At 58.4% G+C, this 16832-nt stretch carries 15 protein-coding genes and 1 pseudogene; 12 read left to right on the top strand and 4 right to left on the bottom strand.

Annotated features, from left to right (window positions below; all coding sequences use genetic code 11):
* Window positions 1–112: 112 nt before the first annotated feature.
* Together AC5SEO_RS04410 and AC5SEO_RS04405 are read left to right on the top strand one after the other, a co-directional pair.
* Window positions 113–1396 carry a cystathionine gamma-synthase family protein gene (locus AC5SEO_RS04410; RefSeq protein ID WP_495363748.1) on the top strand — a complete coding sequence of 428 codons (1284 nt, stop codon included), beginning with the start codon at window positions 113–115 and terminating at the stop codon, window positions 1394–1396.
* A gap of 253 nt (window positions 1397–1649) precedes the next feature.
* The gene (locus AC5SEO_RS04405) at window positions 1650–2585 is read left to right on the top strand and encodes an MYG1 family protein (protein WP_495363747.1); all 936 of its coding nucleotides are present in this window, start codon (window positions 1650–1652) and stop codon (window positions 2583–2585) included.
* A 151-nt stretch (window positions 2586–2736) separates the two neighbouring features.
* Here AC5SEO_RS04405 and AC5SEO_RS04400 read toward each other — a convergent pair whose 3' ends face one another.
* The gene (locus AC5SEO_RS04400) at window positions 2737–4251 is read right to left on the bottom strand and encodes an MFS transporter (protein ID WP_495363746.1); all 1515 of its coding nucleotides are present in this window, start codon (window positions 4249–4251) and stop codon (window positions 2737–2739) included.
* A gap of 133 nt (window positions 4252–4384) precedes the next feature.
* Here AC5SEO_RS04400 and AC5SEO_RS04395 point away from each other — a divergent pair, with 133 nt between their 5' ends.
* Together AC5SEO_RS04395 and AC5SEO_RS04390 are read left to right on the top strand one after the other, a co-directional pair.
* Window positions 4385–5275, top strand: a complete 891-nt coding sequence (locus AC5SEO_RS04395; protein ID WP_495363745.1) for a LysR family transcriptional regulator — start codon at window positions 4385–4387, stop codon at window positions 5273–5275.
* A gap of 251 nt (window positions 5276–5526) precedes the next feature.
* Entirely contained in the window at window positions 5527–6321 is a 795-nt protein-coding gene (locus AC5SEO_RS04390) for an SDR family oxidoreductase (protein ID WP_495363744.1), read from the top strand.
* Between the two features lie 269 nt (window positions 6322–6590).
* On the opposite strand, the gene AC5SEO_RS04385 is transcribed toward AC5SEO_RS04390, so the two are convergent.
* Entirely contained in the window at window positions 6591–6917 is a 327-nt protein-coding gene (locus AC5SEO_RS04385; protein ID WP_013761339.1) for a GCG_CRPN prefix-to-repeats domain-containing protein, read from the bottom strand.
* A 298-nt stretch (window positions 6918–7215) separates the two neighbouring features.
* Here AC5SEO_RS04385 and AC5SEO_RS04380 point away from each other — a divergent pair, with 298 nt between their 5' ends.
* Both AC5SEO_RS04380 and AC5SEO_RS04375 read left to right on the top strand, forming a co-directional pair.
* Window positions 7216–7434 carry a hypothetical protein gene (locus tag AC5SEO_RS04380; RefSeq protein WP_495363743.1) on the top strand — a complete coding sequence of 73 codons (219 nt, stop codon included), beginning with the start codon at window positions 7216–7218 and terminating at the stop codon, window positions 7432–7434.
* A 118-nt stretch (window positions 7435–7552) separates the two neighbouring features.
* Entirely contained in the window at window positions 7553–8443 is an 891-nt protein-coding gene (locus tag AC5SEO_RS04375) for a LysR substrate-binding domain-containing protein (protein ID WP_013761341.1), read from the top strand.
* Window positions 8444–8449: 6 nt separating this feature from the next.
* On the opposite strand, the gene AC5SEO_RS04370 is transcribed toward AC5SEO_RS04375, so the two are convergent.
* Window positions 8450–8716: a CBU_0592 family membrane protein gene (locus AC5SEO_RS04370; protein ID WP_003517727.1), complete on the bottom strand. Its 267-nt coding sequence runs from the start codon at window positions 8714–8716 to the stop codon at window positions 8450–8452.
* Between the two features lie 234 nt (window positions 8717–8950).
* On the opposite strand from AC5SEO_RS04370, the gene AC5SEO_RS04365 reads away from it, so the two are divergent.
* The 5 genes from AC5SEO_RS04365 to AC5SEO_RS04345 all read left to right on the top strand — a co-directional run bounded on the left by AC5SEO_RS04365 (window position 8951) and on the right by AC5SEO_RS04345 (window position 16000).
* On the top strand, window positions 8951–10513 hold the full coding sequence (locus AC5SEO_RS04365) for an ABC transporter substrate-binding protein (protein WP_013761343.1): 1563 nt from the start codon (window positions 8951–8953) through the stop codon (window positions 10511–10513).
* Window positions 10513–11460 (top strand): ABC transporter permease, encoded by a 948-nt coding sequence (locus AC5SEO_RS04360; RefSeq protein WP_003517729.1) that lies wholly within the window; start codon window positions 10513–10515, stop codon window positions 11458–11460. The genes AC5SEO_RS04365 and AC5SEO_RS04360 overlap by 1 nt, the downstream gene beginning before the upstream one ends.
* Window positions 11457–12281 carry an ABC transporter permease gene (locus AC5SEO_RS04355; RefSeq protein WP_019566413.1) on the top strand — a complete coding sequence of 275 codons (825 nt, stop codon included), beginning with the start codon at window positions 11457–11459 and terminating at the stop codon, window positions 12279–12281. Before AC5SEO_RS04360 ends, AC5SEO_RS04355 begins: the two co-directional genes overlap by 4 nt.
* Window positions 12278–13891 carry an ABC transporter ATP-binding protein gene (locus AC5SEO_RS04350; protein ID WP_045022873.1) on the top strand — a complete coding sequence of 538 codons (1614 nt, stop codon included), beginning with the start codon at window positions 12278–12280 and terminating at the stop codon, window positions 13889–13891. The genes AC5SEO_RS04355 and AC5SEO_RS04350 overlap by 4 nt, the downstream gene beginning before the upstream one ends.
* Before the next feature lie 105 nt (window positions 13892–13996).
* Window positions 13997–16000 (top strand): CocE/NonD family hydrolase, encoded by a 2004-nt coding sequence (locus tag AC5SEO_RS04345; RefSeq protein WP_495363742.1) that lies wholly within the window; start codon window positions 13997–13999, stop codon window positions 15998–16000.
* A 33-nt stretch (window positions 16001–16033) separates the two neighbouring features.
* Here AC5SEO_RS04345 and AC5SEO_RS04340 read toward each other — a convergent pair.
* Window positions 16034–16270 (bottom strand): annotated as a pseudogene (locus tag AC5SEO_RS04340) (type II toxin-antitoxin system VapC family toxin); the annotation flags it as partial.
* Between the two features lie 224 nt (window positions 16271–16494).
* On the opposite strand from AC5SEO_RS04340, the gene AC5SEO_RS04335 reads away from it, so the two are divergent.
* Entirely contained in the window at window positions 16495–16704 is a 210-nt protein-coding gene (locus tag AC5SEO_RS04335) for a cold-shock protein (protein ID WP_003517737.1), read from the top strand.
* Window positions 16705–16832: the final 128 nt, after the last annotated feature.

Here is a 16832-nt window from a genome sequence, read left to right as displayed (position 1 = left end):
CGCAATATATTGCTTCATCAGACATATCCACGCTTCAGAATGCAAGGTATTTTGACTTGATTGGATGTAAGCTGCGGACAGTTCAACGTCTGTTGAGGAGGACCTTCCGCAAATGACTGCACCGCATCCGTCTAAAACCCATATCGGCAACCACGCTCTCCATCCTGAAACCCAGATGCTCAATTACGGCTACGATCCGGAATTGTCGGAAGGAGCGGTGAAGCCGCCTGTGTTTCTGACCTCGACCTTCGTCTTCAAGTCGGCGGAAGACGGTCGCGACTTCTTCGACTATGTCTCCGGCCGCAAGGAGCCGCCAGCAGGCAGAGGTGCAGGCCTCGTCTATTCGCGTTTCAACCATCCCAATAGCGAGATCGTCGAGGACCGCCTTGCCGTTTACGAACGCACCGAGAGTTGTGCGCTCTTCTCGTCCGGCATGTCCGCCATTTCGACGACGCTTTTCGCCTTCGTCCGGCCCGGCGACACCGTACTCCATTCCCAGCCTTTGTACGGCGGCACTGAGACGCTGCTGGCAAAGACCTTCCACAATTTCGGCGTTTCGGCGGTGGGTTTCGCCGATGGTGTCAGCGAGGCCTCGGTGATATCCGCCGCAGAGGCTGCGATGGCGAAAGGCAGGGTGTCCGTCATCCTCATCGAGACCCCCGCCAACCCGACAAACAGTATTGTCGATATCGCTATGATCAGCCGCGTTGCCGACGTAATCGGCCAGAAGCAGGGGCACAGGCCAATCATCGCGTGCGACAACACACTCCTCGGTCCGGTGTTCCAGCGGCCTATCGAGCACGGTGCCGATATCTCGCTCTATTCACTGACAAAATACGTTGGCGGGCACTCCGACCTCATTGCCGGAGCAGCGCTCGGTCGCAAGGATGTCATGAAGCAGGTGAAGGCATTACGCGGAGCGATCGGCACCCAGCTCGACCCGCATTCGTGCTGGATGCTCGGGCGCTCGCTTGAGACGCTACAAATCCGCATGGAGCGGGCAAACAGCAATGCCGAGGTGGTGGCCGAGTTCCTGAAGGCGCATCCCAAGGTCGAGAAAATCCATTATCTGCCGTTTCACGATCCGGCGTCCCCGGTGGGCAAGGTGTTTGCACATCAATGCACCGGTGCGGGATCGACCTTCTCGTTTGACATTGCGGGCGGGCAGGCAGCGTCTTTCAAATTCCTCAACGCTCTCACGATATTCAAACTCGCGGTCAGCCTTGGCGGTACGGAATCTCTCGCCTCCCATCCTGCAACGATGACGCATTCGGGTGTTCCGGCCGACGTCCGCCAGCGCATTGGTGTGCTTGATTCCACGATACGGCTGTCAATCGGCATCGAACATCCCGACGATCTGGTCGCCGACCTGACCCTCTCTCTGGATGCCGCCTGACGGAGAGGCAAATGCCGCTCCTCCCCGACTGCAATACCTATGGGTTTTCCAGTACATACGAAACACGGAAACCAACGTAGTGCAGGAAGGCGATAAGGGGAGCGGCGTTACCTTCCGCTACGAGTGGAGCCAGTCCCACACCGGCAATATGATACAGAAGCGGCGAATGACGGGTTGAGATGGCGTCGGGCAAAGGGTATCAGGTGCCTCAATTCCAGGCGGACCTCCCGCAAGCAACAAGGCGTATCCTGACATGATCCCGGATTTTCTCGTCACCCATTCCGGTGGCTTCCATGCCGACGAACTGCTGTCCAGCGTCATCCTGACCCGACTTTTCCCGCAGGCCCGCATCGTCCGCAGCAGGGCGCCGGAATGGATCACCCCCGGGGTGGACCGCATCATCTACGATGTCGGCGGCGCCTATAACGCGACAAGCAGGATATTCGATCACCATCAGCGTGGCGCGCCGCTGAGGGATGACGGTCAACCATATAGTTCATTCGGACTGATCTGGAAGCATTTCGGCCGGGACTATCTTGCCACCTTCGGCATCCCCGATGAACATGTCGAAACCGTCCATACCTCTTTCGATGGCAGCTTTGTGCTGCCGGTCGATCTGGTCGACAATGGTGCGGTCAGCCCCTCCGTCGCCGGGCCGCTGGTTGCGCTGACACTGCCTGTCCTGCTGGAAACTCTGAAACCTGTTTTTGACGAGACCGACCCCGAAGCCGATGATCGCAGTTTCCACGCGGCGCTCGTCATTGCCCGCAGCTTCGTCGAGGCGAAAATAGCCAAAAGCGCTGCGAAACTGCGCGCCGAGGCGCTTGTAATGCAGGCTATCGTCGATGCCGGTGAAGGTCATATTCTGGAATTGCCGATGGGTATGCCGTTTCGGCCCGCCATTGTGAAGGCGGGCGCAGACAATCTGCTGTTTGTCGTTCACCCGCGTGACAAGGACTGGTGTCTGACCGGTATCCGTCGCGCAGATGAAGGCTTTGAACTGCGGGCAGACCTGCCTGCGGCATGGGCGGGCCTTACAAATGGCGATCTGGAAGCCGTTTGTGGCATTGAAGGCGCGAGTTTCTGCCACAATGGCCGGTTTATTGCCGCCGCCAAAACCCGCGATGCCGCCCTCGCCATGGCAGAACTGGCTGTGAAAGAGGCGATCTTGCCTGCTCCCGTAGTGTAGTCCATTGAACAACGGAACATGAGTAGGAGATCGCCCGGAAGGCGGGCCGGCGGAGCATATCAAAGGATATGCCCGCAAATGTTCTTCGGCCGCATCACTGGACTCTCCTCCTCCATGCCCAACCGGGAACACCGTGTTCGTTCCCGATAATCTACGGAGCCGTCACCTTGTCTGCGACCGCAGCACTATTGGGCAGCAGGAAAAGGACTGCGATGGCGCATAGCGTCGTCACCGCGGCAAGCCACCAGCAAAGTGTCGAAAACGCAGTCTGATAGGCATCCCGCAACAGGTCGTCCCCGATGTGGGACGATATTGCCGCTGCACCCGCCAGGTCGCCCACTGCCAGACGCTGACCTGTCTGATTCAAGAGGGGCGTAGACAAAGGCGCCAGCCGTCCGAGGGATGCCGAGGTCAATGCCGACAGGGCGGCGCTGACGACTGCAAGCGCGATGCCCTCACCGGCAACCCGCACGGTACTGAATATGCCGGTCGCCATTCCCGCACGCTCCACCGGCACGACGCCAACGGACAAGCCATCCATCAGGCCCCATGGCAGGCCGGCGCCCACCCCAATGACGAGCATGGGCAGAACGATCATGGCTCCATCCTCTGCGGTGAAGCCGGCAAGCCAGACGAGGCCAGAGGCGGAGATCAGCAGGCCGATGCCGCAGAGCATGCCCGGCGAAACATGACGCGCCAACATCGTCGCGACTATAGGCACCACCAGCATCGGAGCCGACAGTCCCAACATGATGAACCCCGCCCCGATTGCTCCTTGTTGCTCGATACCGATGAGGCGCAACGGAATGATAACAAGAAGAACAACGAAACAGGCGCAGGTGGCGATTGGCAATAGCTGCACCCCCACGAACCGCGGATAACGGAACAGCGATAAGTCCAGCATTGGCCGCGCTGCCCGCATTTCGATCAAGACGAAGGCTGCAAGCGAAAACGCAAATCCTGTGCTGAAAGCGATGAGACCGTTAGACCCGAGAACAGGCAGTTCGATCATCGCAACGGTGAAGAGGGTGAGTGTGAGGGTAAAGCTTGCAGCGCCCAGCCAGTCGAGTTCCGCCGCATTGGGATCCCTCGTTTCACGCATCCGTGGCGGGCCGAGGATCAGGGCAAGGAGGCCGATCAGGCCGCCGGCAAGGAATATTGCCCGCCATCCGACCGTTTCGATCATCAATCCCGTCAGCAGCGGACCAGATGCAAGACCGACGCCGAAGGTCGTTCCAAGCAACCCAAAGGCACGCGTCCTAGCGTGGCCGTCGAATTCCTGCGCAAGTGCGGCCGTACCTCCGGCCAGGGCCGCGGCGGCGCCCACGCCTTGACCGGCACGTAGCAGATCGATGATCCACACCGAAGGCGCAAATCCAAGCGCAAAGGAGAAGCCGGTAAACAGCGCAAGGCCGATCAAGAACACCCGCCTTCTGCCATATCGATCTGCCAGCGCGCCTGCCGCCATCAGAAGACTTCCGAAAGCCAGCATGAAGGCATTGGTGATCCAGGTGAGGGATGCAGGCGATCCCCCGAGGTCCTGCCCGATAGCCGGTGTGGCAACCGCACCGGCGGAGAAGTTCAAAGGAAGGGTCAAGGCGGCAAGACACACCGCCACCAATACCGAATTCCGGCTGGCTGAGGATCTATGAGGGGCGTCGTTCATGCGAACTCCAATCGTGAAATGGCATCGCGACACCAAGGTCGCGTATCGGCATCCATCCTCATCAGACGACATGAATTCGACAATCGGCCTCACGGGCCTTTCATTGCGGATTAAAATTCTCTAATCAGTGACAATGGATAAGTTGAGCGAGATCGATGCCTTCGTCCGGGTTGCCGAAAGGCTGAATTTTGCCAAGGCCGGGCAGAGCCTGGGGCTGTCACCTTCTGCTGTCGGAAAAAGCGTTGCCCGACTGGAGGCATCTCTGGGCGTACGGCTGTTCAATCGCACCACCCGGCAGGTCTCCCTGACCAATGAAGGGGCAATGCTGTTTGAGCGGTATCGGTCCATCCTGACCGATCTGCGCGACGCACATGAAGCAGTAACGGACAATCTGGCCCTGCCCCGCGGCAGTCTGCGCGTGACGCTTCCGACAATCGGATACCGCTTTCTGCTGCCGATCGTGCCTGAATTTCGCCGGCGTTATCCCGATATCGATCTGGAACTCGACTTTAACGACAGGCGCGTCGATCTGATCGAGGGCGGCTTCGATGCTGCAATCCGCAGTGGCGAGCTTGATGATTCCAGCCTGATAGCGCGGCGTCTTGGTCCATTCCGCTTCATTTTATGCGCGTCGCCGGACTATTTTCAACGAATGGGCACGCCCCGGCACCCCAGCCAATTGCAAGAGCATGAAGCATTGCGCTTCCGCTTTCCGACCTCCGGCAGGTTTCAGGAATGGCTGCTGGAAAACGGCGACAACCCCCTGTTGAGCATGCGTATCGCCCTTACCTGCGGCAATATGGAGGCGATAAGGGCGGCGGCGATTGACGGGATGGGGCTCGCTTACATGCCTGAATTCCTGGCGACGGACGCCATCAGGGATGGCCTGCTCGAGACGGTCCTGAACGAGCATCTCGCCGCACCAGGCCAGTTTTCAATTGTCTGGCCATCAGCCCGCTTCATGGCGCCGCGGCTGCGCGCCTTCATCGATTTTGCGATCGAAAAGCTCTTTGTCGAAACCTGACTGGAGTATCTGCGCATGACAGATGCTGGCGGGCTTATGCGCGCCGGTGGAGTTCGTCCATTGCAGCCATCGGCGGACTAGTACGGTGCATTTCTTGACCAATAAGACAGTGGTGGGTAAATAAAGGATGCTGATGAGGAGTTTATGACCATGGACAAAGATCGCCGATAATCCGGACTTACGTCGATGACAGCGCAGTCTTTTTAAAACGACGCGTCGGCTAGCTCAGCATTTGCATCAAAGGAACATTCATGCCCAGACTTTCTGGAAAGACCGCACTCGTGACCGGCGCGGCGCGCGGAATTGGTGCGGCTATCGCCCAAGCGTTTGCTGACGAGGGGGCACAGGTCATCGTTACCGATATAGACGTGGATGGCGGCTTGTTGACCGCAGGCTCAATCGGCGGGAGGTTTGTCCGTCTCGACGTCGCATGCGAGGCAGACTGGGCGAAAATTGCCAGTCAATTTCCCAAGATGGACGTCGTCGTCAACAATGCGGGAATAACAGGCTTTGAAGGACCGTTCGAAGGGGCCCCGCCAGCCCATGATCCAGAAAATGCCCAACTTGCTGATTGGCACAAGGTCCATGCGGTCAACCTGGATGGCACCTTTCTGGGCTGCCGTTATGCAATCCGCGCCATGCGAGCAAATGGTGCGGGGTCGATTATCAACATTTCCTCACGCTCAGGGCTTGTCGGAATTCCAATGGCAGCGGCCTACGCCTCATCCAAGGCCGCCGTCCGCAACCACACCAAGAGCGTGGCCCTATACTGCGCCGGTCAGGGCCTGAACATCCGGTGCAATTCAATTCACCCTGCAGCCGTGATGACACCGATGTGGGAGCCGATGTTGGGAAATGGCCCGGACCGCAAAGATCGTGAAGCTTCGCTGGTCAAAGAAACGCCCATGCAACGCTTTGGCAGAGCCGAGGAGGTAGCCGCACTGGCAGTCCTGCTCGCATCTGACGAGGCAACTTATATGACTGGGGCCGAACTGAACATCGATGGCGGCATTCTTGCAGGATCAGCCGCAGCACCGGGAAGCTAGAATAACGGGCTATGGAATGACCGCACCTTCTTGGTCCATTGCCCCCATTATGATGGAAGATAGTAAAGGTCGAACTTCCACCGACCAGTTCTGTGGCACTCCCGGCAAACGCGTCAAAACCTTGGATCATTTGGGAAGAGTTCGGCCCAAATGATTTATGACGGCAATTGGCGCAAACCGATCAATCTATGCGTTGAAGATCGTCGCTAAAAACTCAAGACGCACCCAGACGGAAAAGGCCCTCCCGGTTCGGAGAGGGCCTGTTTTCATTACCATCGATAGTCGCGACGGTCTCGCCATTCGCGATGTTCGCGCCAATCTCTGCGCTCGCGCCATTCTCTGCGGGCCTGACGTTCACGCCACTCCCTGCGGGCTTCCCAGCGATCACGTCTGTCCCAGCCGCGCTCATATCTCGGCGGTCCATTGGGCCGGCAATATCCGCGCGGCGATAGATGAAAGCCGCGTCCGCAAGCATAGTCCACACTTTGAACGTTGGATGCCAGGGGTGCGGCCGGTTGACCGACAGGCATCGCGTTCGCGCCACTGCCGAACAGGGCACCGAGAATTATTCCAGCGCTTAAAATCATCTTACGCATTTCATCTCCCTCCTTCCGGGATGGAGGGATTTAGCGCCCTTGCCGGTGAACTGTGGCTGAATGAATCTTGATGTTTTCGTGGCAAAAACTCCACAATTGTGGCAGATGCCGGCTTCGCGTTTCGATCACTGCGAAAGGGTGAAGCGGCGTCAAGGCGGCGCGGCCCACTGCCCCGCCCCAGTCAATGCAGACCTGTTATTCTTTTATGTGCCAGTGGTTTGAAGGGGCGCGATGTATCCCCTCCGGTTGCAGTCCCGCGGTTTTCGTCATAGTCCTCAAGCGAATGAGGAGACGGTGATTGAACCCCAATCTGGACACAAAGCCCGAACCAAAGCCAAAGAGCAAACGCCTCATCTGGCCTTGGGTGCTGTTGGCCGTTCTAACGCTTGCAGCCGTTCTCACGCTTGCGGGCATCTATATTTACAGGGAGCTGACATCGACGGCCGAGGATCTGGCTCGAACCTGGCGCGACCTCATGCAATTGTTCTGGCTGATAATGCCGGACCGCCAGCCCTAGTCGAGGGTAACAGACAGGCTCTAGTGGCAAAGCCTCAGCGCAGCATGGAATCCCAAAAAAATTGAAGAGTTTGCGGCGGCGGTGTATCGGATCGCAAACTCTGTTTTTGGGAACCTGAATGCAACCGTCTTTTAGATTGCCGCCGCTGGAGGCGCTTGTTGTTTTTGAGGCAGCGTCCCGTTTGGGCAGCTTCTCCCGCGCGGGCAACGAGCTGGGCCTGACACAGAGCGCCGTCAGCCGGCAGATCGGCAAGCTGGAGGCGTTCATTGGCTCCAAGCTTTTCGAGCGCGTGCCGACAGGCGTGCGACTGACGACCATCGGCGAAAACTACTCGATCGATATATCGCGGCTGATCCTCGATATCGCAAGTGTCACGGACGGCGTCCGCTCGTGGACCGGCGCCAGCCAGATCACCATCGCCTGCTCTCGCGGGATTGCGGATCAATGGTTCATGCCTCGCCTGCAGAAACTGAAACGCGATATTCCCGGCATCGAATTGCGGGTGCGGGTAACTGACGATGTGGCACATCTGCGTCTGGATGAATTCGACCTGGCTATTTTCTATCGCAAGGAAAGACCGATTGGCGTCTGGCTATCGGAACTCGGCCAGGAGGAGGTCGTCCCCGTTTCTGCCCGCGGCATGACCAATCTTATGGAGCAGAGGGCACCGGTTTTGATCTCCATCGAAGATTCGATGCGGGAATGGCAGGATTGGAGCGACTGGTGGCGCTCGTCACACCTGTTGCCGCCACAGGATGCAATCCAGTGGAAACTCGGAGACTATGGCCTCTGCGTCGCGGCGGCATCGCAGGGGCTTGGTGCAACGCTTGGGTGGACCTGGCTCATCCGCGACCAACTGGATAGCGGAGCGCTCGTTCCTGTGCATTCCCATGCCATGCGCTCGGAAGGCAAATTTTACCTGATGCGACCGGCAGATCGCCACCAGCGTAAAATTGTGCGCGAGGTGTCCGATTGGCTGATTGCAGACAACCATAAAACCGCGCGCTGAAACCCGTCATGCCTGCGCAGGAGGTGTCTTGCGGCGCCGGTCCAGGAGGAACCGCGCGTAGCCGATGATGGTGAACAGCAGCCAGGCGACCTGTGAAATCAGCGAGCCGAGGTTGAAATTCCATATCAGCGAGTAGATCAGAAACACGCCACCCAGAACATTTAAGAGAGTGTAGCGCCAGTCTTCTATCGTCAGAAGTCGTAGCTGCAACAGGGCATAGGCGAAGAGATAAAAAAACGCTCCTGCAAGGCCGACAAGATCCGCTAGCCCCATTTGTAACCACTCCATAAACACGCCCGCCCGGCGAGCGCCTGCTACACCGGACCCGCTCCGGCGCATCCCTTTACTCCGCTTCGCAGATAACCGGATGCGCTCAGATTTCATGACCCCATGCGCAAAAATCATACCCCCCTGCGCGCATCGGTATCTAGTGCCGAACCGTCGAGTACGATACGCCACTGCCAGCCGCGCCTCGTCCGGCCCCGATAAAAAACAGGGAACCCAAACATGACATCCTCCCCCTTTTCCTTCTCGCTCGACCGGCGGCATTTTCTTGCCGGCGCGGCCAGCCTCGCGGCGCTTTCTGCCGGTTTCATCACAGACGCCAGTGCGCAAGGCGCGGACACACCGAAGAAGGGTGGCGTTTTGAAATTGGGTATCGGCGGCGGCAGCACCACGGATAACCTCGATCCCCGCATCCTGAAAGACTGGGTGCCGGTCAATCAGGCCTTCATGATCATGAACGGCCTTGTCGAGATCGATGCCAGCAATCACGCTGTGCCTGAATTGTTCGAAAGCTGGGAAGCGCAGCCCGGCGCCGTGGAGTGGGTCTTCAAGCTGCGTCAGGGTGTCACCTTCCACAACGGCAAGACCCTGACGGTGGAAGACGTCATCTACTCCATCAACCTGCACCGTGGCGAAACCACCTCTGCGGCACGCTCGGTCGCGTCTGCGCTCAAGAGCGTCGACAAGCTCTCCGACACCGAGGTCAAGATCGTCCTCGAAAGCGGCAATGCCGACCTTCCTTACATCCTGTCCGACTACCATTTCCTCGTTGTGCCTGAAGGCTGGACGGATTTCAGCAAACCTGTCGGCACCGGGCCATTCGTGTTCGAAAGCTACGATCCGGGCGTTCGTTCGCGCTTTACCCGTAATCCGAATTACTGGAAGCCGAATGCCGCTCACGTTGACGCCGTGGAAGTCATCGTCATCAACGATATCGCCGCACGCACCAATGCCATGATGTCGGGTCAGGTCCATGCGATCAACCAACTCGACTTCAAGACAGTAGACCTGCTGCGCCGTAACCCCAACCTCAACATCGTCCAATCGGCTGGCGGCCAGCACTTCACGTTCCTGATGGATTGCACGCAGGCGCCATACAAGGACAACAATATCCGCCTTGCCATCAAGCACGCCATCGACCGCGAGCAGCTTTTGAAAACCGCGCTGCGTGGCTACGGCCGCATCGGGAACGATCATCCGATCCCGAGTTCTGACCGCTTTTATGCCGCGGATCTGGCGCAGCGTCCCTACGACCCCGAGAAGGCGAAGTTTTATCTGAAGCAGGCTGGCCTCGATACGCTCAAGGTAGAGATTTCCGCTTCCGACGCCGCCTTCTCCGGCGCTGTGGATGCAGCGGCGATTTTCCGCACGAGTGCGGCCAAGGGCGGCATCGATGTTTCGATCAAGCGCGAACCCGCCGATGGCTACTGGGACAACGTCTGGATGAAAGCTCCATTCTGCATGTCATACTGGGGCGGACGCCCGACAGCAGACCAGATGCTGACCATCGCTTACCAGTCCACCTCGGCGCAAAATGATACGCACTGGAAGAACGAAAACTTCGACAGGAAACTCATCGAGGCGCGTGCACTTCTCGATGATGCGAAGCGCAAGGAAATCTATGCCGAGCTTCAGGCGCTCATCTCCAATGAGGGCGGCGCCATGATCCCGATGTTCGGAGATTATCTGGATGCGACATCCAAGAAACTGAAGGGCGTGACCACGCATCCGATGTTCAACTTCATGGGTGCCCGTCTCGCTGAAAAGGTCTGGTTGGACGCATAATGACTAAGCTTATCCTGAAGCGCATTGCTTTGGGTATTTTGACGCTTCTGCTGGTGTCGGCGCTTATTTTCGCCGGCACTCAGCTTCTTCCCGGAGATGTGGCGTCGGCAATACTCGGACAGAATGCGACGCCTGAATCTCTCGCCGTGCTGCGCGCCGATCTCGGTCTGGAGCAGCCCCTTCTGCAACGTTATCTTTCCTGGCTCGGCGGTTTCGTGACCGGCGACCTTGGAAATTCGCTGGCAAACCACCAGCCCGTTGCAGCTCTCTTATGGCCGCGGTTCTGGAACACCATGGCGCTGGCGCTTTATGCCGCCGTCGTGTCCGTTCCGGTTGCCGTACTTCTGGGTCTGTTCAGTGCCATCTGGCGCGGCAGCTTGTTCGATCGGGCTGTCAACATCGTTGCGCTGGGCTTTGTTTCCCTTCCGGAATATTTTCTGGGCCTGTTGCTGATCCTTTTCGTGTCCGTGCAGTACAATCTTTTGCCGAGCCTTGCTGACACTTATCCGGGCATGGGCTTTGCGGATTGGCTGAAAGCCACCACGCTTCCTGCTCTGACGCTGGTTCTGGTGACTGTGGCGCAGATGCTGCGCATGACCCGCACCGCCGTTCTTGCGGTGATGGATCAGGCCTATGTCGAAACAGCCTATCTCAAGGGATTGCGGACCAAACGCGTGGTTCTTCGCCACGCGCTTCCCAACGCCGCGGCCCCGATCGTCAACGTCGTATCGTTCAACATCGCCTATCTCATCACCGGTGTGGTGCTGGTAGAGGCCGTGTTCAACTATAATGGCCTTGGCCGTTTCATGGTCGATGCCGTTTCGAAGCGGGACCTTCCGCTGGTACAGGCAGCAGCCCTCGTTTTCGGCGCAACCTACGTCATTCTAAACATCATTGCCGATGTGTCGGCAATTGCGCTTAACCCGCGCCTGAGGCATCCCCGATGAAAATGCTCCGCACCATCACCCCAACCGCATGGGTCGGTCTTTTCATCATTTCGGTCAACATCGTCCTGTTCGCAGCCGGTCCGCATATCGCGCCTTTCGGGCAGGAGGAGATCGTCGGTTCGCCTTTCGATCCGCCTTCGGCAATGCACTGGTTTGGCCTTGATCAGAACGGACGCGATATGCTGTCGCGCCTTTTGGCCGGTGCGCAAATCTCCATCGGCGTTTCGCTGGCGGCGTCCCTGCTCTCCTTCACAATCGGGATCACGCTTGGTTTCATCGCGGCTATCTTCGGCGGCTGGCTCGATATGGTTCTTTCGCGCATCGTCGACACTGTCATGTGTATTCCAGTGCTGATCTCGGCTCTTGTCGTGCTGCAGGCGCTAGGCTCGTCCATCCCCGTTCTGATAGTGACCATTGCGCTTCTGGATTCCACCCGCGTCTTCCGTCTGGCGCGCATTGTCGCCCAGGGCGTGAATGTGCTGGAATATGCCGAGACCGCGCGCCTGCGCGGAGAAGGCCTGATCTGGCTAGTGTTCAGGGAGATACTGCCCAATGCCCTGCCGCCGCTCATTGCGGAATTCGGCCTGCGTTTCTGCTTCACCTTTCTGTTCGTGGCCGGCCTGTCCTTTCTCGGGCTTGGCGTTCAGCCACCTTTCGCAGACTGGGGCGGCATGGTGAAGGACAACCAGCAGGCCATTCTTTACGGTCTCTACGCACCGCTATATCCGGCCGCTGCCATCGCCGTTCTCACCATCGGCGTCAATCTAGTCGTGGACTGGCTGCTGGCTGGCCGCAGCGCAATTCAGGGAGCAGACCGATGAGTAACAATGAGGTCCTGCAAATTCGCGGCCTGAAAGTTGCTGCACCGAATGGAGCAATTCTGGTTGATGGTATCGATCTGGATCTCAAGCGCGGTGAGGTCAAAGGGCTGATCGGTGAATCCGGTGCCGGTAAATCCACCATCGGGCTTGCCGCCATGGGATATGGCCGAAACGGTTGCCGAATCGTTGGTGGAGAAATCGTCGTGAATGGCGTTTCGCTGATGACGGTCGATCGCGCCGGTCGTGAGGCGGCGCGCGGTGCGCGCATCGCCTATGTGGCGCAAAGTGCAGCTGCGGCGTTCAACCCTGCCATGAAGATTGGCGAACAGATTATCGAGGGACCGCTTTACCACGGCGTCATGAACCGGCGGGAAGCCGAAGCCTGGATGCTGGAACTGCTGCAAGCGCTGCAACTTCCCGATTATCAGAATTTCGGCGACCGTTACCCGCATCAGGTCTCCGGTGGGCAGTTACAGCGCGCGATGGTGGCCATGGCGATGTCATGCCGCCCTGACATACTCGTGCTGGACGAACCCACAACGGCACTCGATGTCACCACGCAGATAGAGGTTCTGGCCCTGCTCCGCAGCCTCATCCAGCGCTACAATACCGCCGCCCTCTACATCACGCATGACCTTGCCGTCGTCGCGCAGATTGCTGACAGCATCATGGTCTTGCGCCATGGCAAAAAGGTAGAAGCAGGTTCTGCCGAGGATATCCTCGAGCACCCGCAGGAAGACTATACGCGCCGCCTTGTTTCCGAACGCCAAGCCAGCATGTCCGGCGAATCCGTCCAGAACAGGGGTGGTGAAATCCTGCTGGAAGCGCGTGGCGTCACCGCCTACTACGGTCGCAAGAAGGTGCTGGACAACGTTCACTGCGAAATCCGAAAGGGCGAAACACTGGCAGTCGTGGGTGAATCCGGGTCGGGAAAATCCACTTTGGCCAGGGTTATCGCCGGGTTGCCGCCGCAATCTTCCGGTGTCGTTTCGCTGGCTGGACACCGGCTTGCGGACAAGTACTCCAGACGTTCGCGCGAAGATCTTCGCCGTATCCAGCTCGTTTACCAGCTTCCGGATGTGGCGCTCAATCCACGCCACACCGTCGGCGAGATCATCGGCCGTCCCATGTCGTTCTATTTCGGAATGAATGAAGATGAGCGCGCCTCCGAGGTGAACCGGTTGCTGGACCTGATCGGTCTGCCCCGGGAGTTTGCAGAGCGCCTGCCAAAAGCGCTTTCCGGGGGGCAGAAGCAGCGCGTGTGTATCGCACGCGCACTTGCCGCAAGACCCGATCTTATCATCTGCGACGAGGTGACATCGGCACTTGATCCTCTCGTGGCGGAAGAAATTCTCAGACTGTTGCGCTCGTTGCAGGATGAACTGGGCGTCTCCTATCTGTTCATCACCCATGACCTCGGCGTCGTTCGCCGGCTCGCCGACAGGACGATGGTGATGCAGCATGGCCGCATTGTCGAAACCGGCACGACCAAGGAGGTTTTTGCACCTCCTTACCAACCGTATACCGAACAGCTCATCACCTCGGTCCCCGAACTGCGGCGCGACTGGCTGGATGGCGTGCTGGCAAAACGTGGCCTCCCCGCCGCATGATCTGCGGGGCGGTTCACTCTTTGATGGGTGTCGCCTCGCATTCTTTCATTGTTGTCTCCCGGCAAAGCGATGCCCGCTTCAAATGACCCGACTGGAATACCCCAAATGACAATACGCGTTGAAGAACATATCTGGATTCCCATGAGCGATGGCGTACGCCTTGGTGCTCGCCTTTGGCTGCCGGAGGGCGCGGAACAATCGCCGGTTCCCGCCATTCTCGAGTATATTCCCTATCGCAAGCGAGACGGAACCCGCGGACGCGACGAGCCGATGCACGGCTATTTTGCCAGCCAGGGATATGCCGCAATTCGCGTGGACATGCGCGGCACCGGCGAATCCGATGGCCACATGGCAGACGAATATCTGAAGCAGGAACAGGACGACGCACTCGAGGTGATCGACTGGATTGCCCGCCAGCCGTGGTGCAGCGGCAATGTCGGCATGATGGGCAAGAGCTGGGGCGGCTTCAACGGCCTGCAGGTGGCCGCCCGCCGTCCGCCGGCACTGAAAGCCGTCATCACCGCCTATTCGACCGACAACCGTTATACCGACGACATTCACTACATGGGCGGCCTGCTGCTGAACGACAATCTGTGGTGGGGCACCATCATGCTTGCTTATCAGAGCCGTCCGCTCGATCCGGAGATCGTTGGCGACACGTGGCGCGACAGCTGGATCGAGCGCCTGGAGAAGCTCCCCTTCTTTCCCGCACTCTGGCTGGAACACCAACGTTACGACGATTACTGGAAACACGGCTCGGTCTGCGAAGACTGGAGCGCCATTGAATGCCCAGTCCTTGCCATCGGCGCATGGGCGGACAGCTATACCAATGCCGTCCCGCGGCTTCTGGAGAACCTTCAGGTCCCGCGTCGCGGCATCATCGGTCCGTGGGGCCATATCTACCCCCAAGATGGTGTTCCCGGTCCCGCAATTGGCTTCCTGCAGGAAGCAACGCGCTGGTGGGACCATTGGCTGAAAGGCAAGGACACCGGCGTCATGGACGAGCCGATGCTGCGCGCCTTCGTCAGCGACACGATCGAACCGACCGGTACGCGCACGACGACGCAAGGCCGCTGGGTGGGCGAAGCAACATGGCCTTCGCCTGAAATTGCAACCCGCTCACTTTACCCCGGTGCAGCGAAGGAACTGCGCGATACGGCAAGCGAACCGGCAATTCTCAGCATTCGTTCGCCGCAAAGCCACGGCAAGGCGGGCGGGGAATGGATGGCGACCGGATGCCCCGGCGAACATCCAACCGATCAGCGGCTCGACAACGGTGGCGCGCTCGTTTTCGAAACCGCCTTGATGGAAGAGGATTTCGATATTCTCGGTGCGCCGGTAGCGCGTCTGCGCATTGCCGCAGATTGCCCTGTCGCGCAGATTTCACTGCGCCTCAACGACGTCCTGCCGGATGGCCGCGTCACACGTGTCAGTTATCAGGTTTTCAACCTGACCCACCGCGATAGCCACGAAAATCCGGAAGCATTGGAACCCGGCAAATTTTACGATGTCGCAATCAAGCTCAATGATTGCGGTTATCGTTTTGCCAAAGGGCACCGGCTGCAACTCGCCATCGCCACGGCCTACTGGCCGATGGTATGGACATCGCCTTACGATGCGACGATCAGCGTTTCCGTTGCAGAAAGCGCGCTTGACCTGCCCGTGCGTGCCACCGGTGACGACAAGCCTGTGCGTTTCGAGGCCCCTGCCCACGGCCCATCGACACCCATGACGCAGGTCGATCCCGGCACGGTCCGCCGCTGGACCGAGCAGGACCATGAGACGGGTATCAACACCTATGTCACGGAAGGCGTGGGCGGCTTGTTCGGCGAGGGCGTGTTGCGGTTTGACGACATCGACACCGAACTCAGCCATAGTCTGCGGCGTGAATTGACCATTCGCGACGGAGATCCCCTCTCCGCGAAATACGTCCTCACCCAGACATATGAAATTGGCCGGGATGGGTGGCGCATCAAGATCGAGAGCCGCACCGAGATGCGCTCCGACAGGGAGAATTTCTACCTGACCGGAGAACTTTCGGCACTCGAAAATGGCAGCCTCGTCAAAACCCGGAAGTGGGATGAGCGCTACAAACGCGACCTCATCTGATGTTGCATGGCCCCTGCAGCTATTTGCGGGGGCCTACAACATACAATTGTCTCGGTACCGTATCTGTAGGCTTTCCTGTTCAGGAGCGATCAATGTCACGGTTGGGAAACAGGATCGATATCGGCCTACGTCTCGTGTCAGAAGCGGGAGACCTTGAACCGCGGCATGAGCCCCAATAAAAGAGTCTGGCAAAACGTCTGTGGAATCCGCCTGCACGGCGATACTGCGTGAAGACCTTCCCGCTGAAAACAATGCAGAGCGAGTAAAAGGGATGGCCAAGCACAACTTTTTGTCGAGACGCAAAAATTAGAAAAACTAATAGTTGACGCGACCGTGCAAGCACGCTATAACGAACCATCGAATTTGCTTGCTTAGCTTTGCTTGTTGCGCGATTGGCACCGCGTTCTGAACGAACCTTTCCTTTCAAAATCGCTATCAATGTTCGCAGCGCTTCTCAGTGCTGTGGGTCCTCTATCGCTATGAAAGGGTTCATCATGACCACTGGCACAGTTAAATGGTTTAATTCCACTAAAGGCTTCGGCTTCATTCAGCCTGACAACGGCGGCACAGATGCCTTCGTTCATATCTCCGCCGTTGAGCGGGCTGGTATGCGCGAACTCGTCGAGGGCCAGAAGATCGGCTTCGACCTGGAACGCGACAACAAGTCCGGCAAAATGTCGGCCTGCAATCTGCAGGCTGCCTAACGGGTTTTGCTTCCCTTTGACCACGGATGTACTGGCACTGCCGGAAGCACCCCGAACCAATCAAGGCCAGGCAAATTGTCTGGCCTTTTGTTTTCCGCTCGCATGTCGAGCCTTACCACCGGAACACC

The organism is Agrobacterium sp. K11 (assembly GCF_059429395.1).
This window is presented reverse-complemented; position numbering and strand designations above follow the sequence as displayed.